This is a genomic window from Halotia branconii CENA392, assembly GCF_029953635.1.
GTDB classification, from domain to species: domain Bacteria; phylum Cyanobacteriota; class Cyanobacteriia; order Cyanobacteriales; family Nostocaceae; genus Halotia; species Halotia branconii.
This window is the reverse complement of sequence record NZ_CP124543.1, coordinates 6,745,638-6,760,482: the sequence shown is the minus strand read 5'-3', so window position 1 is coordinate 6,760,482 and position 14,845 is coordinate 6,745,638. Positions and strand designations below refer to the sequence as shown.

Here is a 14,845-nt window from a genome sequence, read left to right as displayed (position 1 = left end):
TTAAGAGTAATTCAATGGCTTGTTTGTTCGTGATTGGTAACTCTCCAAGGATGCTTTTGAGTCTTCGCTGGTATCCTGCGATTGTCCCTGTAACCGTTTCGATAAAAAACCCCTACTTCTGGCATAACGTGCTTTTGCATTTGACTCCGCACTGCTTCTTCAATTCCTGCAAGATTTGTGAGCTTTTCTTTTGACGTATCTTCGTACAATATTTTAGCGTAGACGCTTTAGCGGCTTGCCGAAGGCATCGCCTGAATATGTTCTTGAAGAGCTTGCTTTTGTTCTGGGGTCATCGGTAGATCAATATACTCGTCTTACCTATCCTGACTAATTTTCGCCTTCTTTGCAAAAAACTGGGATGCTCCCCCTTGAGGTACTTTAACTATAAAATTAAGAGAATTAATCAAGCACCCACCAAAAACTACCTACAACAAAAGCCTTCTCAAGGTATCTTGGAAGGGTTAATAAGGGTAGTAGGGAGTAAGATACCCTTGTTTTTTGATTCTTAATTTAGATTTCCAGTTTCTTGAACAACTCTCTTTAACTGCTCAAAGGTAATACTACCGTCTTCATTGCCGTGCGTAGCTATTAATTCTTGGGGACTACTCACACCTGTTTCTGCTGAGATGATCGCACTTAAACCAGGGCTTAAAAAAAGCTCATTAATCGAGACTTTACCATCTTGATTGGTATCTAAGGTATTAAAGAGAGATTGAAGCTCTTGCTCGGTTGCCATAAGTTTCTATTTGAAGAACCATTTTTCAACTTAATATCTCATTAATCTCTGATCAATCTCTCAAAATTAAATAAACTTGTATCTTTAGACATAAAAATGGCTATCGCTGAAGCTTATATTGGGTGTACGCTGTGGGTTACAGGGTTTAAATCTAACGTTGAAAATAAATCGGCATAGACGCGCTTTCTTTCTAACATAGAGTATCGCCTTAATATGCAACGTGTAGAGCTTAGAGAAATACACACTCGCAAGTAGAGAATACCGATCTGCTGTTATTTGAATTTTGTAAAAATTTTGTTATACTAGTTAATAGAAGTTAACACTCAGATTTCGACACTAGTAAACAAAATAATCCTACACAATAAGTGTCAATGAGTGTACGACTGCTGACAGCAGTAATAGAAAAATACTTGAAACCAATCTAATCAGTATAATCCTTCTAGTTTTCGCCCAGTTGGGCGATTGAATCAACTATGAACTATCCCATTGAATTATCTTTAGAACAAGAATTTAGCTTGAGAGTTTTTGCTGACCAAGTGCAGCAGATGTCTGGTGAACAAGCTAAAGAGTTTTTGCCCATGCTGTACCAGCAGATGATGATGAGGGAAAAGACTTACCAAGAATTGCTCAAACAGGAGTGGAAACGTAATTCAGATGCTGTATCTAGGTAAAGCAAGTATGTAATAGTGCAGTCGCAGTCGAGGATACCAGCCCTCGTCATGTAGGATAGAAAACCAGCGCCCGCAATTCAATACTTTCCCTAGTTGGGGCATCCGGTGGGCTTGTTGGATCATCAAACCCAGTATGAGCAGCAAACCTCGCCCGTCCATCTTCTTTTGAGTCAAAGCACTTAAACAATAGTGCTTTTGAGGGTTGCATTTGGGGTAAGTAGAACCATTGATGTGTTGGGTTATAGGTTATTAAGTAGCTTCCACTAACGTAATCCCGGCACACAAGGTCACTAGCTACGAAGTCTTTTGGTGCGATACTAAGAGCGTGGCACACTGCTAATAGTGACTCATAAACCGGAGTGATCGCTCGCCAAAGGTTAATCAAAGCAAACCTTTGCTGTAGCAATTCATCAATGTTATCTACCCCCCTCAAGGTCAACTCTAGTCGCTACAACGGGGGGAACCCCCGCAACGCGCTGCCTCTCCAATGCAATGAATTTTCTATCCCCCAATGACTCCGAACAGAATTAGCAATCTGGGTCAGTAGTAACTTGCCAATATTGAGTATCTCGACGCTTGCCAAATACTATTTCTCGAATATACCTTTTTTCTTGCGTCCCATCTGAAAATATACGGTTATATGGTCGCCAACGATTATGCCTCACTTTCTGTCCCTGTGGTAGCCAGATTCCATGATTACTCCGAATCGCTACTACAAAATTTAGTTCTAATTGACACAATATACTCACAAAATTACTTTCGCTTTCACCCTCCGGGTTCGCAGTCGCTTCAAGTCGGCAAAGTCGCCCAACGCGCTGCTCACCGTATAAACTATCCGCTAGTACCAACTTGAATTTAAACCCCTTTTGACGAAGATTTTTAATCATAGAGGCCGCAATTTCTGGTTTGGTTTGATAGAGATTCGATTCTAATAATCTTTGTTTTGGTTTATAAACTTCAAACAAAAGTGGAAATGTCATTTAAGTATATTGTTTCGTAAAAAATAACTAAAAGTAAAATATTGACGCTAGAAACTAAAATCCACCAAAAAATATGCATCCTTAAGTTTTGCTTTAACATAAATTTGTCTCCTGACTCCAACTCAAAAGTTCAAATTTTCTGATTCTTCAGAACCCAGTTTGGAAAGCGATGTCTGCGATAAGCGAAGCTTAACGCGTAAAGGCGTATCGCAAAATATGTTTTCGACAGCATCAATTTAGCCCGTTCCACTCGTTGTTGAATCATGTACTGGTGTGGTGAAATCCCTATGGCGTGTTTGAACAAGCACGCAAAGGAAGCTATTCCCTATCAATAACGATTGATAAAGGTAGAAACCACCTTGATTTAGACGAAGTCTTCCGCAATCAGGGAGTAATTTAAGCCGCTGGCGGCAGCGCTACCCTGAAAAACAGCAACGGCGATCGCTTGCATGGGTGAAGTGATGTCACCTGCCGCATAAACGCCTTTGACGCTGGTTTCGTTAAAAACATTGGTAGTCTTGATTAAATTGAATTCATTCAACTCACAGCCTAATTTTTCAGCTAAGTCTGAGCGAAGCTTTTGCTTTGGTCGTATCAGCATTCCGTGACACTCAATTTTTTCGCTCGTTTCAAAAATAATGGTTTCCAATCGTCCTTTATTGCCTTCGAGTCGGGTAATCTTCTCTTCACGGACAATGATTTTATGGTTTTCCAGCAGTTTCCTTTGATCGGCGGTTAGCTCGGCTTCGCCGTTGGTGCAGAGGACTAAATCGGCACTCCAGTTTTTAAGTAGCGCCGCCATTTCGATGCCAGTTTCACCATTGTCGACAACGGCAAGCGGTTCGTCGCGCACTTCCCAAGCGTGGCAATACGGACAATGAAAAACGCTTGTACCCCAAAACTCACCAAAGTTTTCGATATCTGGAAATTCATCAATTACCCCGAAAGCCAGCAAAATTTTGCGTGATTTTTCCACTGTGCCATCCTCGAACACAACGTCAAATTGGTTGCCGGATGGTTTGATTTCCTTGACCCCGATCGTTTGAAATTCGACGCTTTTGTAGGGCTTGAGTTGGTTGCGCCCGATGTTCAAAAGTTCGTGCGGGCTGATACCGTCGCGGGTGAAAAAACTGTGTGACTCGTGGGCAGAAGCGTTGCGTGGATTGCCTTTATCGCAGACTAATACTCGACGGCGACCTCTGCCCAAAAGGAGTGCCGCGCTGAGTCCGGCACAGCCGCCACCGACAATGACACAATCGTAAATCTCTTTGTTTTGGTTCATCATCTTTTTCCTAATTTCTTCTACACCGATTCAGTGAGCCGTGAGCCGTCTATTGTTCAACTCCCTGTTTTCTTACTGGCTAATGACGCAGTTAAACGCTAGTGTCAGTTTCAATCGTGTAGTAAACATCTGGGAACGTAGAGCGCGCCATCTGTAGGTGTTCAAAAAAGTTATCACTACTGCGGATAACCGATCCCGTCATTATATGAACAACAATGTTCAAAGCAAGCATCTCCTTGGCTTGCTCTAAATTTCCTTGGTTAACAGCTTTGTAGAATTGGAGGACAATGGCTTTGTTTTGTTCTAATGACATTAAAGGTTTCTCCTTGGCTATCTGCAATGGACTTACTACGTTTTTGTGGCAGCGGAGGGTAAGGTTCCGGGCGGCCCCAAAATCTCGTCGCCAATCTCGGCAGAAATGCTAGCAAACAGCGCCATGTCAGGTGTTTCTGCCTTATTTTGCGTCCCCGTTACGGCAATCAACTGAGCAAAGCCACTGGGCGCAGCAATCACTAATCCATGAGCAGGTTGATCACCGATCGCGGCAACGACGTGGGGTGTGCCAACCGGAATCAAGAAGCTTTCACCCCTGCTGAGTACAACCTTTTTCTCACCTGCCCAAACCGTGAGCTCTCCTTCCAGCACATAGAGTTGCTCAAAGTAGCGAGTGTGGCGATGGAGAGGAGTCTGTGTACCAAGTGGAAAGTAACCTTCGATTAGATCGTACTGTCCGTCGGTTGTGGTGCGATCAGCAAGGATGGTGAGGCAAGAACCAAAAAGCCAGAAAGATTGTGTCATAAAATTGCTCTTATTGAGTGAATGTGTAATAGCGCGGTAGTCGTTCATGAGACAGAATTAGAATTGCTGTATTCCAAACGAACTTAGAGCTTCACCGCTTCAATGATGCTGATCATTGAGGAAGTCGGAATCACTTGCGTCAGTTCAAATTCACTCGATCACAGCAATGATCGATATTCTGCCTCAATGCGTTATCGTCCACCCGTCAACACCAACACGATCGGAATCCATAAACTTCAGAGGAGAATGTCTATATCAAATGATTTCTATATTCCTCAGTTTCCTGTACTTTGGCTAGGAATGAATTAATACACTGGAGTTTGACTAATCACACTCACATTCGGATCGAGATTGTCGCCAGTGCCGTAGATATAATTAAATGCACCTCGATCGTGGAGCAGATGCGATCGCAAAAATAATCCACTCCAGCGTCCAATCGTCTCAGTTGCCGTGGTCTGGCCTAATGTGGGTCTGTTTGGCTCCCGCTCAGGGTTGTCAACGTTTGTGATGCTATAGTGGTTCGCACCTTCTACGGTAACTGAGACTTTGGGCGGGTTGAGAATGCGATCGTAAGTTGTTTGACTATTGCTCGGTGGAATCACGCCATCCAAACTGCCCTGAATCAGCCCGACGGCGATTCCTTCGTTATCGATGGGCAAAAATTCTCCAGTTTGCCGATCGCGAAAGCTAGTGCCATAGAAAATACCTGCCTGCAACTCTGGAGGAATTGTGTAGTCTTGGGAGCAAATTCCGGGTATGCAAATCTCATCCTGTGTTGCGCCTAATCCGACGGCTCCGCCAAACGAGTGTCCCAGGAGTCCTAGTGTTTCGGTATCGGCAATTTCAAAAATCGGTGAAGTCGGATCGGCATCTTCCACTTTCATCTGCTCCAGCACCGCGTTCACTTGTCCTTGCTCAGAAAGTAGACCCGTCACCGTTTCACCATTGGGTGGGGTTACCGTCCGCTGATTGTTAGGAACCACGACCACAAATCCATAGCTGGCGACTGTTTGGGCATAGTTAGAATAGTCTGCTTTATCGACCAAAGCACCTTGCAGCATCAGCGCGATCGGCAGTTGATCCGGCATTGAATTGGGGACAGGCTGCCGCACCACTGATTCACCCGTGAGCGGATCGGTCGTGGTATAAATAATTGGAAAGACTGTTTCTAGAGTCAGTTCGCTGCCAAAGGCTCGCTGACTGAGTAAATCGTTCGCACCTGCATCCACCACATAGGCTGTATTGTCCTCTATGAGCAAATCATAGAGGTTGTTAACGACATCTTGCCCATCAGGGTTGTTGTTTTGCTCATACGCTCCAAAATCCCTGAGTCTTGTCCAGTCAGCACCACCGTCAAAGTTATCGATTGCGATCAACTGGCTAAAATCAGGAGCTTGCAGCAGGTTATCTCGATTGGCGACCTTTCGGGGCGATCTCTGCTCGATGAATCAGAGCATTATAGGTGAATGGCACTAAGAAAACCTAAAAGGCTTGTGATTTAAGCATTCTGCAATTGTTTGCGTAATTCTTGCCGGGGTTTGGTCAATCTGGGGTAAGCTTTGGGGCGGCGTTTAATAACTCGTGGTTCAGTGCGTGCGGGACGGTCAGGAACTTCTTTGTGAACGATAATTTTTAGCAAAGTGCAATAAAGTCTAAGCCGTTTTTTAGAGTCAGCAACCTCGAATTTGGGAATAAAATTAATTAAATGATGGCGAGTACCTTGTAGCGATAAACGACTTGGAGGGGTATTATAAGTAGTCCCAGCCTGCCACATCAAGCTCCGAAGTAAATTGTAAGCAAGTAAATAAACATGAATTTCTTTGCGTACCATTGAAGGGGTTTTACATCGCAAAACATCCATACCTAGAGTAGTTTTCAAATGTCTTAAATCGAGTTCAACTTGCCACCGTTGATAGTAGATTTGAACTATTTTTAAGGTCGGATAAATTGCTTGATCTAATAAAGTAGTGATTAAACTGACTCTTGCAGTACGAAAACCAGGAATTACAATGTAGTAGTAAATTTCTCGTACAATTATTGAAGGAGGTAGAGCATCAAATTCGTCTTTACTCAACCATGAAGGGCATCTTTTAGGTTTATACCAAGTAACAAGCTTGTCACAGTCTCCAACGATTTTGCCTTTTCGCATGGTTGTTGTGCGAGATGAATGCTTACGAAATACGGCATCACAATCAAGTTGTTTAATAGCAAACATATCAGCGTAAGCGCAAAACGCTCTATCCCCTAAAAGCACATCATTTGGTTTGAGAAAACTGTACAACCTCCTTGCTAATTTAATATCATGGGTGTTCAGAACATCGATACATAATGCAATAGCGGCTCCTGTAGCTAAACTGAATATCACCCCAATTTTGGCAATTGGGAATCCACATCCAGGTTTCTGACTACTAGGTTGAGGGTATTCTTTTTGATTCTCTACAGTGTCCGGCATGGAGACAGTCGAGCCATCTATCACTTTCACATTCCGACCACACCATAAGTTTTCTTGTGTCACTTTCTCTTCTAAATTTTGTGCTGAATAATTGAAGAGTTTCTCCAATAATTTTTCTGGTAATCTCGACCTTGCTTGGCAGTATGCACTTGTATCTGTTGAGGGAACTTCTACCTCTGATTCTGCCAAATGTGCAATTATCTTACTCACAGCATTGTGGCAAGTTTTATCAGTATCTAAAACTTGAGATAAAAATGCCCACAACGTTATAAATGGGTCAAATAATCGCTTTTTGTATTTGATCTTTAAATCAGAGATTGTTTGCCTAATTGCAGATTCTGGCAATAATTCTTTAAAAGGTAGCCCTAAACTTTGATTCAATTTGTCCTTGAGGATTTGTACTCGTAGTGTCACAGTAGTAATTATCGTATTCGCTTGCTCGTCTCAAAAAAAGTATTTCACAGACGAGTAAGCTTTTTCTACCTACAAAAACTTTTTGGGCAACCCTACATCATCTCTCCTAGAGCGATCGCAGTAATCTATGCCATTACTCCGCTCCCTGGCATTAAAAGCTGTAATCCTTATCTCACATACCTTACAGCTTTTCTTAGTGCCATTCCATTATAGGTGACGGGTTGCACCCGATCGACCAGCAGTGTGCCAAATGTCCGCAGAGGAGCGATCGCTGCCTCGCCTGCTTCCGGCGCACCACAATATGTCGGTGAGAGCAACAAAACCGTCTGACCCTCTGGCGTTTGGATGAACCCAAATTGAATCGTCAATTCATCGGGTGCTATGGCGATGAACTCGTTGAACTGGCGAAACACTGCTCTAGCTTGCTCCAGAGGATAGAACAACATACCCGATAGCACCGTTGTCAGGGGATGCAGGCGATACTCCAAGGAGACGACAACGCCAAAGTTGCCGCCGCCGCCGCGCAGTCCCCAAAACAGGTCTGCATTTTCCTGGGCGTTTGCGGTCACAAGTTGCCCGTCGGCAATGACGACCTGTGCGGATAGCAGGTTATCAACACCCAGTCCATAAGCCCCTGTCAGAGGGCTATAGCCTCCTCCTAGTGGTTTGTCAACCCAAAAATGACGGGTGGAGGCAAGCAGGGGAAGCAGGGGAAGCAGAGGAAGCAGGGGGAGAAAAGAACTGGACTTTTTTCCCATTAACCCAGCAAAGTTGACTTGCCAGAGTACTAGGGTAAATCCAGACATCCCAAGGGAGGCGGTTCCTGTAGTGGTTGCCAACCCATATTTCTCTGCTGCCTCAATCAGGTCGCCTGCTGTTGCTCCACCTTGAACATGGGCTGTGCGCTTGTCTGGATCGATGGTGACAGCTTTCATCTGGGACAAATTGATCGCGACACCATTCTGAGCCAGCGCTCGTCCGGCAAAGTCGTGTCCTCCCCCTCGAACCGAAAGTGGCAAACCGTTTGCTCGCGTCCAGCGAACGGTATGAATGACATCTTCTACAGTTAAACAACGAGCGATCGCGGCGGGTCGGGTTTTCACTCTGCCATTCCAGAGTTGGCGCACCTGTTCATAGCCAGCGTCCTCATGCAGAACAAGCTGCCCTGTGAGTAGTGCTGCAAGATCGTTGAACAAAGTCCTGTTCTGACTAGGCGTAATTGTCATAGTTTCTCCTTCCCATGTCGTCTCTACAACTTCACATCCCTGAAGTGTGATTCAACCGCAATAACTTCACCTAATTACTCGGCAGTAAAATTTCGGGTGCTGTCGAAGGCATCTGTGAGAGCAATAGGGTTCCAATATTCCCTGTAGTAGACAGTCTTGCCATCTTTGACTTTTAGTCGAACGACATAATCTTGTTCATAACGACGACCCGTAGTAGGAATTAGAGCCGATCCATGCAGCTCAGCCCAGAGAACATTTGGGTCTGTCGTTGGATATTTACGCACACTGGAGAATGTCAAATTTTGCATTTGAGTGAGTGCTGTTTTGACATGGTTGTATGCGGCAGATTTGCCTTCTAATCGTCCTGACCTACCAAGGGAAGGTGCATACGGAAAGTCCACAATGACATCTTCAGCGAGTAGATCTGCCCAGGCTTCGGTATCTGTAGCCATTAATGCTAAGTGAGCATCAAGAATGTCCTCGATTGTATTTAGTTTTGATTGCATTAGATTATCCTCCATCGATTGACTTGAAGTTTATTTATGACTAGGATTGTGTTGCTTCTAACCAAATCGCGGCACCCCGAAGCCGGGGTATTGTGGCAGCAGTTTTGCTGTTTCTTCCGGGGTCAGCATCTTGACTCCGTACTTGGCAGCCAGCGCGATTGCGGCAGCAGAATCGGAGTCCGCGTAAGTGGTTGCGTTTGCCGGGATTTCCATGCTGGTCGCTGGAGTTGACATGGCTTCAAAGTATCCGTCTATGCCTCCCGGTTGCACCAGAGCGAGGAACCGGAGGGTGGGCGAGAGGAAGTAGAATGCGTGCGCCTGCATTCGGGGGAGGAAGACCATTTCGCCCGCCCGCGCTATTCTCACCTGACCCATGCAGTACACCTCTATTTCACCTTCTAGAATGTAAAACACTTCATCCTGTTCATAGTGTAGATGGGGCGGTGGCTCTGCTCCCGGTACCGTCCGCACCTCTAGAAGAAAGGAGCGGTTTCCAGTCTCGGCAGACGTTGCGAGAAAAGTCAACAGACCGCCCATATAAGATCGGGTCGTTTCCAGGACTGCGCTACGAACGAAGAAATCTGCTGTTTGGTTCATGACTCGATCTCCAATATTAATGTGACTGTCGCAATGGCGTACCCGCCCGCCATAGGCGATCGCAATTGGGTTTGTAGCAACTCCAATCTGTGTGGTACAAGTCTTTGGCAGTTGTATATTGCTCTATTTGCGATACTGTCTGGGTGCAATTATTTTGGTTGTTTCTATCTAAATCGTAATGACTTCCATTGCCCAACTTCTTTCAGATTCTTACAATAATTTGTCAAATTCTTATGGTGAAGCGCGAATTTGTGACTAACCCTCTTGTGTCACTCTCGGAAAACAATAATCGAAGCAAGATTCTGAAACTTTGATTGAATAAAGCTTTGAGCCTTTATTTTCTAACAGTAACTAAAATTTGTAGCCTAACCCTGAAGATTATAACTCTGAAAGGCTTTTAAAGATTGGCTTCTCCCAAAGTGACAAAACAGGGCTAATGAAATGCAAAAGATTGTAACTTCAGAATGTTACATTATGTGGGCTAAGCAACTTCGGATGCAACTTCCTGTACTACTGCAAGTTCTAAAAGCTTCACTCCTGCCGATAAAAAGGCAGTTGCAGCCCGATCGCTTTGGGCCCGATCCACATCAATCAGTGGTGTAGATGAAAGCGTGAGGGCGAGGCGATCGCCCAAGGTCGCAACTCCCACAATCTGCCCTAGATCCACACCTGATGCGGGAATAGGGACATGGAGTGCTTCAATCCGAATATTACCGTATTGTTGAGCCATATCGATGCGACCGAGATTTGTGACGGTCAGTTGACAGAGATATTGCGATCGCACTTCTTCAACAAAGGCGGTGGCATCGGTGAGATTCGCCATCATAGGTTGTCGAAGTTGGCGCTCCTCGACTAACTGCTGGGCAGTGTCGATTTGTGAGAGTTGAGATTTGACCGAGCGAGCAACATCCCAAAATGCGGAATCCGCCTCAAGGGAATGAGTCGTCATCCGCAAACAAACATACAACCCAACTGCATCTGGCATCGGTAAAAATAGCTGCGATCGTGCATTGACAGGATGTGAACATCGCATCACATCGCTGAGTTTAACGTCTTGCTGAGTCAGCGCGAGCAAGAACGCCGCACTGATTGCACCGTGTACGGTTGTGTGTTCGGCTCGACTGTGTTGGATCAGTTGCTGGGTGAGTTCAAGAGAGAGGACAACGGTGTGAATGTGAGGTTGGGGAGGACGAGACGGGGGTGGTAGATAGTCTTTGGGCTTAACAGTTGCTTCTTTTAAGGGTGCGATACCAGGAATGGCTGATTCAAGCGATAATGCCGCAGAAAAGTCCGATCGCTCAAATATTTTGCCTTTTAACCCTTGGAGAATATCTCGCACGAGATAAACGCCAGATAGCCCATCTGCGATCGCATGATGGCAAATAATCATCAGTTCGGATTCAGCCCCCGATTGCAGCAGCACAACTCGCAGTAAGGGTGCAACCTGCCAATCCAATGAGCGAGCCAGTTCGACTTCGAGTTCTGCTTGCCAGTGCCGATCGTCTTTTCTCGCGACCAGCCGCAGCGGAATCTCGTCGTCGGTTTCGACAAATTTAGGCTGTCCGATCGCGTCAGTGGCGATGCGGACTCGGAGCAGCGGATGGTGTTGCTGAACTTGCCTAAGCACCGTCGAAAGTTGCTTGCAACTAAACTGTCCCTGAAGTTTCGCAACGGTGGCAAAATCTATCGAATAAAACTGGTTGTAGAGCCAATATAAATGTTCAAATGCACCTAAATACCGTTCCATGCGGGACTCCTATTGCTTCTCGACAGATAAATGTTACGGACGAGGATTTGTCCTTCTTCTAGCGTGGGTACGGGTTCCTGCCTCCATTCAAAATCCGATTCTGCAATCAAACCTATGGGACGCGAGACAAGCCGCCACTGCCGATTCACCTTTGTTGCCATTTAAAATTCCTCCTGCCTTTCTATGCAAACCCGATCAGTAATAGTGTTGCTAGTCACGTCCTGCCACAATAATCTTTTCAGCTAAACCGATAGGGTTAGAAAACATCACCTCATGACTACCGGGCATTTGCACGAGCCGAAATTGCCCTAAGCGGCTAGACATTTTGGGATGCCAGCCCCACTCGCCTTGCGGTAAAGCAGTGTCTTCCGTACAGTAGAGGTAACTTTTGGGAATCGGCAGCGCGTAAAACCGCTTCAAGTCCAACTTGTCAATCATCGATTGATAGGGTTCTGATGATAATTGTGCATAACTGGATTTAGCCAAGTCGAGGTCAGCATCGTTGAGAAACGCTTCTCGCCAAATCTCAAAAGGTAGCATCACCGTACGATCATCCGATTCGCTCGCTAGCTGGTCGAATAACGCTTGAGAGCGCGATGGAACGTTATCATTGAGGCTTTCGCCATCATTGGGGATAAACGCAGCGAAGAAGATCAGCCGTCGAATGCGATCGGGAATCACTTCGGCAACTTTCGCAATAACAGTTCCGCCGAAGCTATGTCCTAATAGGACGATATCCGTTAAGTCTTTGCTAACAATATAATCAACGATCGATTGCGTACATTGAGCATGGTTAACATTTTTATTCACGCCTTTTCCATGTCCAGCGATCGTGGGAGCAAAAGCCTGATGTCCTTTTGCTTCTAAATGCTCGATAACTGCTTTCCAAGCAGAGCCATCATGCCATGAGCCATGAACTAAGACAAAAGTTAACATAGAATCCCTCCTTTAGATAGATGCGATTTGAAAATCAAGCCCATTTGTTCTCTTTTGAAATGGATCGGTTCACTGTGAGTCCACGATCAACAATCAAAAATCAACTCACTGTGATTCCACCGTCAATGACTAAGGGTTGTCCTGTGATGTAGCTGGCAGCATCAGAGCAGAGAAACACAATCGCTTGAGCGGCTTCTTTTGCCTGAGCAATGCGACCCATCGGAACCATCGGTGTCATAGCATCAGCCGTGATGCCCAGTTTCTTATAGGCCCGATCGAGTCCCTCAGTCGCAATGTTTGCAGGATTCACCGCATTAATCCGAATGCCCTGCCTAGCGTAGTCCAATGCTGCCGATCGCGTTAGCCCCATGACGGCATGTTTACTGGCGCTGTAAGGAGAGCCTCCTGGAAATCCAAACAAGCCTACAACTGAGGAGTTATTCACAATCACTCCAGATCCTTGAGACAACATTTGCTGAATTTCGTACTTCATGCACAGAAATAGTCCGCGCACATTGAGCGCCATCAGTTTGTCGAAATCCTTGATCGGCTGTTCGTGCAGGGGTTTAATCAGTCCCTCATGACCTACATTATTGAAGGCACAATCGAGCCGTCCGTAAGTTTCAACTGTCTGTTGTACTAACGCTTTGATATCTTCCTCATTCGAGGCATCGGAATGGACGTATAAACATTCAGCGCCCGTTTCGCGAATCAGTTTGGCGGTTTTTTCACCTTCTGTGTCGCGTCTGCCTGAGAACACGACTTTTGCTCCGGCAGCACCAAAGGCGATCGCAGTTGCTCGACCAATTCCCGATGTTCCTCCAGTGACTAAAGCCACTTTATCTTGAAGTATCATTGTGTTTCTCTCAGCATCACTCTTATTGTATTGATCTGAAGTGTACCGAGTTTCAACGCTTAACTTCTTTCAAATTCTTATGATGCCTTATCAGATTCTTATCGTGTTAGCGAACCTGCGCGCGGAGTCATACCATTTCACGAAATTATTGATACAAATTACTTTTCTTACTCCCCCTGCTTCCCCTGCTTCCCCTGCTTGCCCAAATGTATCAACTTTAAAGTGAAACGGTATCATTCCAGTCAAGTGCTTAAACTGTTGCGTCAAATGACTTTGGCAAGAGTTACCGACTTGTAAGGCAATGTCCGCGGTAAGCGAAGCTATCTTGAAGGGTTATCGCTAAATCCGTTTTCAATAACATTAATTTTGCTTGTTCCACGCGCTGTTGAATCACGTACTGATGCGGCGAAATTCCCATTGCTTGTTTGAATACACTCGCGAAGTAAGTCGGGCTGATATTGATGACGCTTGCCAATTCAGTCAACAATAGATCTCGACTCAAATGCGTTTGGATATAATTGATCGCCTGCTGCAACTGGGCGCGAGTTAAACTTCTGTTTTCATGTGTGATGATATATGCCGACTTAGCATTGCAGATCGCAACAGATGAACGACTAACGACCAAGATAGGCGGCGGCAGAAAACCTTTGCATCACAACCAAAATCTCTCAATTGTCCGTTTCATCGACTTGTTAGCTGGCTGGCGCTACCAACTATTAACTAATTCTTGAATTTTAGATTGTGCTTCGTCTAGCCCCCGTTTTTGTGCCTCGTCTCCCATATCTAGACCATTGGCATGAATGAACTGAAGATCAGTCACACCCATGAATTGAAAAGCATACCGAAGCGCAGGTTCCTGACAATCCCATCCTTCATAAGGAGAACCTGCTCCATATTCAACGCCTCGTGATGTGATAAACAACACTTTTTTACCGTTCGCAAGTCCTTTGACTTGACCATCCTCCTCCGTGAATGTGCGACCCACACGAACTACTTGATCGATGTATGCTTTGAAGTTGGACGGAATGCTGAAGTTGTACATCGGCACGCTGAACACACACCGATCGGCCGCCAAAAACTCATCCACCAACTCATCGGAAAACTTCAGCAGTTCAGCCATTTCTGGAGTCAGTGCTTTTGGTGGAGTAAAGGCAGCCGCAATCCAGTCTTCGGTGACGTGAGGAACTGGCGTTTGCCTTAAATCACGATAGGCGATCGCGTCATCAGGATGTAAGTCTTGCCACGCAACTATAAACTCCTTTGCCAACTTGCGAGATTTGGAGCGATCGCCACGCGGACTTGAATCAATATGCAGAATGCTTGCCATATTGCCTCAACCAGAAATTACAATTGCCATTTAGACAGTAAGCCAGTTACTTACTAAAGTAAAGTAGGAACGAAAAAGTATCACCTTTAGAAGTTGTTTCACGTTCTGCCTCGCGTCTGCTAGAGAATACTACTTTGGCTCCAGTAGCACCGACGGCACGCTGCTTTGCAGATACCGCGAGGGTCGCAGTGGCTCGACCAATTCCCACTGTTCCTCCCGTTACTAAAGCCACCTTATTTTCAAGCATCATGATAGTTACCTATTGTTGTGAATGGTTGTGCCGCTTGCATTAAAAACTTAACTACCGTTCAGAGATC

The 14,845-nt window shown here is 45.4% G+C and carries 18 protein-coding genes and 2 pseudogenes; 1 reads left to right on the top strand and 19 read right to left on the bottom strand.

The window, feature by feature from the left end:
* Positions 1-7 precede the first annotated feature (7 nt).
* Positions 8-293, bottom strand: a pseudogene (locus tag QI031_RS29700) (ISKra4 family transposase); the annotation flags it as partial.
* A 212-nt stretch (positions 294-505) separates the two neighbouring features.
* Positions 506-736 (bottom strand): EF-hand domain-containing protein, encoded by a 231-nt coding sequence (locus tag QI031_RS29695; protein WP_281483128.1) that lies wholly within the window; start codon positions 734-736, stop codon positions 506-508.
* Positions 737-1,209: 473 nt separating this feature from the next.
* On the opposite strand from QI031_RS29695, the gene QI031_RS29690 reads away from it, so the two are divergent.
* On the top strand, positions 1,210-1,407 hold the full coding sequence (locus QI031_RS29690) for an NblA/ycf18 family protein (RefSeq protein ID WP_281483127.1): 198 nt from the start codon (positions 1,210-1,212) through the stop codon (positions 1,405-1,407).
* A 46-nt stretch (positions 1,408-1,453) separates the two neighbouring features.
* Here the strand turns inward: QI031_RS29690 and QI031_RS29685 are convergent, their stop codons facing one another.
* The 17 genes and pseudogenes from QI031_RS29685 to QI031_RS29605 form a co-directional block, all read right to left on the bottom strand.
* Positions 1,454-1,846 carry a CmcJ/NvfI family oxidoreductase gene (locus QI031_RS29685; RefSeq protein ID WP_281483126.1) on the bottom strand — a complete coding sequence of 131 codons (393 nt, stop codon included), beginning with the start codon at positions 1,844-1,846 and terminating at the stop codon, positions 1,454-1,456.
* Positions 1,847-1,943: 97 nt separating this feature from the next.
* Positions 1,944-2,387, bottom strand: a pseudogene (locus QI031_RS29680) (hypothetical protein); the annotation flags it as partial.
* Between the two features lie 364 nt (positions 2,388-2,751).
* Positions 2,752-3,672, bottom strand: a complete 921-nt coding sequence (locus tag QI031_RS29675) for an NAD(P)/FAD-dependent oxidoreductase (protein WP_281483125.1) — start codon at positions 3,670-3,672, stop codon at positions 2,752-2,754.
* Positions 3,673-3,760: 88 nt separating this feature from the next.
* Positions 3,761-3,982 (bottom strand): ester cyclase, encoded by a 222-nt coding sequence (locus tag QI031_RS29670; RefSeq protein ID WP_281483124.1) that lies wholly within the window; start codon positions 3,980-3,982, stop codon positions 3,761-3,763.
* A 35-nt stretch (positions 3,983-4,017) separates the two neighbouring features.
* Entirely contained in the window at positions 4,018-4,515 is a 498-nt protein-coding gene (locus QI031_RS29665; RefSeq protein ID WP_281483123.1) for a cupin domain-containing protein, read from the bottom strand.
* A gap of 257 nt (positions 4,516-4,772) precedes the next feature.
* Complete coding sequence (locus QI031_RS29660) at positions 4,773-5,555, bottom strand: alpha/beta hydrolase family protein (RefSeq protein WP_281483122.1); 783 nt, start codon at positions 5,553-5,555, stop codon at positions 4,773-4,775.
* Between the two features lie 410 nt (positions 5,556-5,965).
* Positions 5,966-7,333 carry an IS4 family transposase gene (locus QI031_RS29655; protein ID WP_281483121.1) on the bottom strand — a complete coding sequence of 456 codons (1,368 nt, stop codon included), beginning with the start codon at positions 7,331-7,333 and terminating at the stop codon, positions 5,966-5,968.
* 167 nt (positions 7,334-7,500) lie between these two features.
* Complete coding sequence (locus QI031_RS29650) at positions 7,501-8,559, bottom strand: FAD-binding oxidoreductase (protein WP_281483120.1); 1,059 nt, start codon at positions 8,557-8,559, stop codon at positions 7,501-7,503.
* 74 nt (positions 8,560-8,633) lie between these two features.
* Complete coding sequence (locus QI031_RS29645; protein WP_281483119.1) at positions 8,634-9,065, bottom strand: nuclear transport factor 2 family protein; 432 nt, start codon at positions 9,063-9,065, stop codon at positions 8,634-8,636.
* A gap of 57 nt (positions 9,066-9,122) precedes the next feature.
* Positions 9,123-9,662, bottom strand: coding sequence for a cupin domain-containing protein (locus QI031_RS29640; protein WP_281483118.1), 540 nt, complete (start codon positions 9,660-9,662; stop codon positions 9,123-9,125).
* A 481-nt stretch (positions 9,663-10,143) separates the two neighbouring features.
* Positions 10,144-11,409, bottom strand: a complete 1,266-nt coding sequence (locus tag QI031_RS29635; RefSeq protein WP_281483117.1) for a condensation domain-containing protein — start codon at positions 11,407-11,409, stop codon at positions 10,144-10,146.
* Entirely contained in the window at positions 11,394-11,570 is a 177-nt protein-coding gene (locus QI031_RS29630) for a hypothetical protein (protein WP_281483116.1), read from the bottom strand. Before QI031_RS29630 ends, QI031_RS29635 begins: the two co-directional genes overlap by 16 nt.
* A 49-nt stretch (positions 11,571-11,619) precedes the next feature.
* Positions 11,620-12,345, bottom strand: coding sequence for an alpha/beta fold hydrolase (locus QI031_RS29625; protein ID WP_281483115.1), 726 nt, complete (start codon positions 12,343-12,345; stop codon positions 11,620-11,622).
* 100 nt (positions 12,346-12,445) lie between these two features.
* Complete coding sequence (locus tag QI031_RS29620) at positions 12,446-13,201, bottom strand: glucose 1-dehydrogenase (RefSeq protein ID WP_281483114.1); 756 nt, start codon at positions 13,199-13,201, stop codon at positions 12,446-12,448.
* Positions 13,202-13,484: 283 nt separating this feature from the next.
* Entirely contained in the window at positions 13,485-13,676 is a 192-nt protein-coding gene (locus QI031_RS29615) for a helix-turn-helix domain-containing protein (protein ID WP_281486156.1), read from the bottom strand.
* A gap of 231 nt (positions 13,677-13,907) precedes the next feature.
* Positions 13,908-14,528 carry an FMN-dependent NADH-azoreductase gene (locus QI031_RS29610; protein ID WP_281483113.1) on the bottom strand — a complete coding sequence of 207 codons (621 nt, stop codon included), beginning with the start codon at positions 14,526-14,528 and terminating at the stop codon, positions 13,908-13,910.
* Between the two features lie 46 nt (positions 14,529-14,574).
* On the bottom strand, positions 14,575-14,778 hold the full coding sequence (locus QI031_RS29605; RefSeq protein ID WP_281483112.1) for a hypothetical protein: 204 nt from the start codon (positions 14,776-14,778) through the stop codon (positions 14,575-14,577).
* Between the last annotated feature and the right edge of the window lie 67 nt (positions 14,779-14,845).

What these genes read in the sequence shown, in the direction of transcription:
- QI031_RS29605 (WP_281483112.1), bottom strand. Translation starts at nt 14,778, where the DNA reads ATGATGCTTGAAAATAAGGTGGCTTTAGTAACGGGAGGAACAGTGGGA.
- QI031_RS29675 (WP_281483125.1), bottom strand. Translation starts at nt 3,672, where the DNA reads ATGATGAACCAAAACAAAGAGATTTACGATTGTGTCATTGTCGGTGGC.
- QI031_RS29695 (WP_281483128.1), bottom strand. Translation starts at nt 736, where the DNA reads ATGGCAACCGAGCAAGAGCTTCAATCTCTCTTTAATACCTTAGATACC.
- QI031_RS29645 (WP_281483119.1), bottom strand. Translation starts at nt 9,065, where the DNA reads ATGCAATCAAAACTAAATACAATCGAGGACATTCTTGATGCTCACTTA.
- QI031_RS29670 (WP_281483124.1), bottom strand. Translation starts at nt 3,982, where the DNA reads ATGTCATTAGAACAAAACAAAGCCATTGTCCTCCAATTCTACAAAGCT.
- QI031_RS29620 (WP_281483114.1), bottom strand. Translation starts at nt 13,201, where the DNA reads ATGATACTTCAAGATAAAGTGGCTTTAGTCACTGGAGGAACATCGGGA.
- QI031_RS29650 (WP_281483120.1), bottom strand. Translation starts at nt 8,559, where the DNA reads ATGACAATTACGCCTAGTCAGAACAGGACTTTGTTCAACGATCTTGCA.
- QI031_RS29665 (WP_281483123.1), bottom strand. Translation starts at nt 4,515, where the DNA reads ATGAACGACTACCGCGCTATTACACATTCACTCAATAAGAGCAATTTT.
- QI031_RS29635 (WP_281483117.1), bottom strand. Translation starts at nt 11,409, where the DNA reads ATGGAACGGTATTTAGGTGCATTTGAACATTTATATTGGCTCTACAAC.
- QI031_RS29610 (WP_281483113.1), bottom strand. Translation starts at nt 14,528, where the DNA reads ATGGCAAGCATTCTGCATATTGATTCAAGTCCGCGTGGCGATCGCTCC.
- QI031_RS29625 (WP_281483115.1), bottom strand. Translation starts at nt 12,345, where the DNA reads ATGTTAACTTTTGTCTTAGTTCATGGCTCATGGCATGATGGCTCTGCT.
- QI031_RS29630 (WP_281483116.1), bottom strand. Translation starts at nt 11,570, where the DNA reads ATGGCAACAAAGGTGAATCGGCAGTGGCGGCTTGTCTCGCGTCCCATA.
- QI031_RS29660 (WP_281483122.1), bottom strand. Translation starts at nt 5,555, where the DNA reads ATGCCGGATCAACTGCCGATCGCGCTGATGCTGCAAGGTGCTTTGGTC.
- QI031_RS29690 (WP_281483127.1), top strand. Translation starts at nt 1,210, where the DNA reads ATGAACTATCCCATTGAATTATCTTTAGAACAAGAATTTAGCTTGAGA.
- QI031_RS29640 (WP_281483118.1), bottom strand. Translation starts at nt 9,662, where the DNA reads ATGAACCAAACAGCAGATTTCTTCGTTCGTAGCGCAGTCCTGGAAACG.